The following is a 4,630-nucleotide window of genomic DNA, read 5'->3' on the forward strand; positions in this document are numbered from 1 at the left end:
AATTTTCTTATCCTTGCTATATACACCTGTTTCCATATTTTTATTATAACATGCTGCTCTTAAAAAAACCAGCCCTTTTTTAAAATATGCTCTATTGCTGTATAAAAAATTTTATGAAGAGGCCCTTTTGAATATCAGATTCAAAATATGTTTGTTGTAAGTTTTGATGAGTTCAATGGATATTTCCACAAGAAAATTAACGAAGAAGATTATATTATAACTTATACGATATTCAAAGAAAACTTCACCTTACGAAAATTATCAGATGAAATGAAAGAGCGTCTAATGTATAATACAAGTACTTATTGCTTGAATTTTAAAAATAAGGTGTTATGTTAGAAAATTTATTCCTTATCCTGCCGTATATTGTAATCCATTTTATTTTTTAGCAAATTCAATACCTGTAAACTTGTTTCAACAATTTTTTCACCTGCAGCTTCATCCAGGTAACTGTTCCCGGGAAGTTTTCTTACCTCATATCCTCCCTCTTTAAATGCCTGGCTGGTAGGTATATAACCTGCATATCCGTTGGTTAGTTCGGATACCATTGTATATTTAAACGGCGAGTTGTGCTTTATTTTAATTCCAAGCTCTGTAAACATTTCTCCGGGATTTGTGACAATTGCTATATTATCTCCAAGTTTTAAAGCATGTATGTCTAGTTCATGGACAGCAGGTTTCCGGTTGGAAAACATAAGTCTTGCTTTCCTATATATGTTAAAGAAATATTCACTCTCACCCGCTTCACCAAAAGTCATATCACTCTTTCCATCATATTCGCAGAATGGTCTTTCTGGGATAATTAGTTTTCTGCTGGCTATGCCAACACAATCAATGTCCTGATATTCCATTACAGCATCAATTTCCAGTACAGAACCTGCCAGGCCTCTTCCAATTTTTTTATAGAGTCCAGGGTTATTTCTTTCTGGGCTTTTATAGTCAATCCAATTAACATCGCCACAAGCTCCTGCTAGAAATAAAACCACTAAGTCATCCCCATAAACTTTCCTTAAAATGTCCCCCATCTGTCCTGCAAGATCTGCGCTTATGCCTCCAATATTTGCATTATTATGAAGAGCGTAATTTACAATGAATGCCACAGGCTCCCCATAGGCGTCTTCTATTTTTAGCACAATCAATTCAGGGTCCGTAACTCCCTCTGAAATGCAGTCTTTAAGGAACTCTGTGTTCACCCAGTTCATCACTATAGAACCATCGGGTTTCTTGAGTCTTCTGTTAAATACATGGTTCTCATTTTTCCCTTTACCTGCACCTATTTTCACAGGTTGTATTCTCTGTGCGGCCATGCATATAGCTGTAACAACCTGTCGCTTGAATACTTCCACATATTCCGTCCATGCCTGATACTCCCCTAACAGATCATCCCTCAGTGTCGGGCCTAAGTGCGTGTGTGTAGCGGCAATAAGAATGTTGTTTTGCGGTATATCGCAGCTTGCTTCTACTTCCTTGATAATATCTGCAAAAATCTCTCCTGGAATATAGCAAACATCAACAGAAACAACAGCTGCCTTTTCTTTACCATCACAGAAGACAACCGAATTTGCATACAAATTGTCTTTAATTTCACGGGCTACTACCTTTCCCAAGCTTCCTTCCAAACAAATTCCCAGAGGCGGTGTAATATTTGTCCTGTAGGTTCCTGCTTTTATTTTCGCTTCCATATTCTCCATATTCTCCATCTTCGTTTACTTTTATTGCATTTTTCTGACTTCTTTAAAATTTATAATCAACCTTAACTTTACTTCCCTTTTCTACCGATTCTACAACTGCAAGACAAACAGCAACAGTAGCAGCCCCTTGTTTTCCGTCTGTTAGTACAGACTTACCATTTAATATAATATCAGCAAACTCTTCAATTTCGCCAAAGGTATTATGAGTGCTAATAGGCACTGGATATATCAATCCTATTTCCTGCTCTCTTATATCGTGAAAAACCCTGCCTTCTTTTGAAATAGACTTTTTATATATAGTAATATAGGGAGACGTGTTGTCTGCTATAATGGTGCCTTTGTCTCCATAAAAAGCGGACCTCATGGTATAATTTCGCTTGCAGCCTATAGAAACGAATACTTTACCGATAACATCTAGGGGAAAGCGCATTATGGCAACCGTACAATCATCAACCGGCCAGTCCTTTAGAACCTTTCTATTGGCATATGCGGTCACCTCAAGCGGGTCTCCGGCAATCCATCTCAATAAGTCGACCGCATGGCATCCTCCCCCCAAAAAAGGATGCCTTAGCTTCACCGGATCTTTGCGCCAATTACCTACGCCTGGAATTTCGGTATAATCATGTGCATACTCCGATTCTACATAAAAAAGCTCACCTATTTGTCCTTCATCAATCAGCTTTTTTGCAAGCTTGAATGCCGGGGCATAGCGGCATATCTGGCCTATCATTAGTTTTTTCCCGCTTCTTTCAGAAGCTTCTATCATAACCCTGCACTCTCCCAGTGTAAGAGCCATTGGCTTTTCGCATAGTACATGCTTTCCCGCTTCCAGAGATTTTACCGTTTGTTCAGCATGAAGCTGGTCAGGTGTTGCCACAATAACTACATCAATATCTGGTCGTTCAAGCATTTGTCTGTAGTCTACGTAATAACTCTCAATTTCAAAATCCGCTGCAGCCTGTTTAGCCTTTTCAGCATCAATATCGCACACTGCCCTGAGTTCAGTATTGATGTTCATTTTTATACTTTTCATGTGTTCCCTTACCATTACACTTGCCGAAATAACTCCAAATCCTAGTTTTTGTATATAAATATCTTTCATGCCGTATCCCTTTCTTTTTTTTTAAACATGTTTTAAAATTGATGCTTTTAACTTAACGCTAATCATCTTCAACATTAATTCTATATGTTGTACTCGGCGAGTCGATGCTTTCTCCGGTCACATTTGCCACTCTCATCACAACGCTATTATAAGGTACAGGTAAATACCACTCAAGTCTGACAAAATCAAGCCCGGTTTTTTCCAATGTAGCCGTCGATGTTGTCGTATTCCTGTGTGTTGGTACCAGTTTTCCCGCAGCCTGTCAGCAATATTAAGAGTACAAATAAGGCTGCGACTGCAAGACATGTGTGCTTTCGTAAAAAATTCCTTTTCATTTTTAAAACCTCCTACTATGCTGTAATATGCTTTCTTACTGAGTTCCATTGATTACTTGCACTTTTTGTCCTTAAAGTAGCTAAATACTGGCCTCCTGACCTGTTCCATAGCATTTTTGCCTGCCTCAATCTCTGTTGGATTACACTCTTGTGCTCGCTTTCAATTGCATCACTTCCAATAAGATAACCTTTTTTGTACTTTGGATAATTTACACATCCTCTAGTGAGTAGTCGGCCTTCCCGATGTTATAAAATTTACGAGGCTCAATCACTTGCCTCTGCAGGCTTCAGGCCTATTTCCTAACTGTCTACGCTTAAACATTGCAAGCAATTGCAATGCTCCAAGACTTGCTACTGGTATCTTGACTTAAGATTTGCCAGGTGGGATTTCCACCACCTGCTAAACTATATGTTCTTTCCCAGTCGCACCATAAAATGATTACATTACCTTCAATATTCTTCGCATCGTGCTAGATTTTACAATTATTATTTAAAACAAAAAGGCCTATTGAATATATTCTTTTCTAGGCCTTTTATCTTTTTGCACCATGCGAAAAGTCTACTATTTTTATTGTTGTATATATTTTTCTATTATACTGCTATCTTTGCTTAATAGTTCTAAAAGCCTTTGTGACGGACCTTGGGGAATATTTATACCGGCTTCCCATGCTTCAATAGTTTTTTTTGATACTCCCATTATATTTGCAAATGATGTTTGAGTTAAATTTAATTTTTGTCGTATTTCTTTTATCTCTTTTCCTTGATACTGTGGCAAAGGCTTAATTACATGTCTTTTAGCACCTGTTTGCAAGCCTTTTGTGTAGTCTAGAGCTTCTTTTAAGCCTTGCATCAAATCATTATATACGCTCATTATTATTCAGCTCCTTTTTTATCATTTCAATTATTTCGTTTAAGTTGTTAGTTTCTGTTGGACTTAGTTTTATCTTTTGATTCTTACTATATGCTGCTAGCAGATATATCTTATTAAATTTGGGAAAGTGTATGTATATTACTCTAATCCCACCTCTTTTACCCTTATGTTTAGCAGCCCATCTTAGCTTTCTTATCCCTTTTGTGCCTGGGATAACATCTCCTTTGTTGGGATTTTCGCTTAAGTATTTTTGAAGCAGCAGCAAGTCATCTTCATCAAGCCCGCAAAGCCGCCAATGGTTTTGAAATATCGATAGTTCGATAAATTCTTTAAATTCTTGAGACATACCTATCATCCCTGCCTTTTTATACTACCCTATTGAATAGGGTTTGTCAAGTATTTTTTCTCTTACTTGTGGCCAGTTTTAAGAAATAAAAGAAAAATGGAGAATGTTATTATAGTTTTTTAAGATTGGCCAGTTTTTTGTAAAAAATAAAAAGGTCCAGAAGATATAATTTTCTCTAGGCCTTTTATTCTTTTTATAACCTAGTATCTTAAGAGAGATACTTTAATAATCTACTCTTATATTTTTCATTATATATTTAATTTTTTATTTTTGCAAGAGCATTAT

Annotated in this window: 5 protein-coding genes; all 5 read right to left on the reverse strand. The window is 36.8% G+C overall.

What is annotated here, in order from left to right:
* Window positions 1–344: 344 nt before the first annotated feature.
* Entirely contained in the window at window positions 345–1,682 is a 1,338-nt protein-coding gene (locus tag HPY74_19915) for a neutral/alkaline non-lysosomal ceramidase N-terminal domain-containing protein (protein NSW92875.1), read from the reverse strand.
* Window positions 1,683–1,734: 52 nt separating this feature from the next.
* On the reverse strand, window positions 1,735–2,793 hold the full coding sequence (locus HPY74_19920) for a Gfo/Idh/MocA family oxidoreductase (GenBank protein NSW92876.1): 1,059 nt from the start codon (window positions 2,791–2,793) through the stop codon (window positions 1,735–1,737).
* A 58-nt stretch (window positions 2,794–2,851) separates the two neighbouring features.
* Entirely contained in the window at window positions 2,852–2,998 is a 147-nt protein-coding gene (locus HPY74_19925) for a hypothetical protein (protein NSW92877.1), read from the reverse strand.
* A 698-nt stretch (window positions 2,999–3,696) separates the two neighbouring features.
* Complete coding sequence (locus HPY74_19930) at window positions 3,697–3,999, reverse strand: helix-turn-helix domain-containing protein (GenBank protein NSW92878.1); 303 nt, start codon at window positions 3,997–3,999, stop codon at window positions 3,697–3,699.
* Window positions 3,986–4,321, reverse strand: coding sequence for an addiction module toxin RelE (locus HPY74_19935; protein NSW92879.1), 336 nt, complete (start codon window positions 4,319–4,321; stop codon window positions 3,986–3,988). Before HPY74_19935 ends, HPY74_19930 begins: the two co-directional genes overlap by 14 nt.
* Window positions 4,322–4,630 lie beyond the last annotated feature (309 nt).

The organism is Bacillota bacterium (assembly GCA_013314855.1).
In the GTDB taxonomy this organism is placed as follows: Bacteria; Bacillota; Clostridia; order Acetivibrionales; family DUMC01; genus Ch48.

Excerpts from the sequence above, each read along its gene's own strand:
- HPY74_19930 (NSW92878.1), bottom strand. The coding sequence starts at position 3,999 with ATGAGCGTATATAATGATTTGATGCAAGGCTTAAAAGAAGCTCTAGAC.
- HPY74_19915 (NSW92875.1), bottom strand. The coding sequence starts at position 1,682 with ATGGAAGCGAAAATAAAAGCAGGAACCTACAGGACAAATATTACACCG.
- HPY74_19920 (NSW92876.1), bottom strand. The coding sequence starts at position 2,793 with ATGAAAGATATTTATATACAAAAACTAGGATTTGGAGTTATTTCGGCA.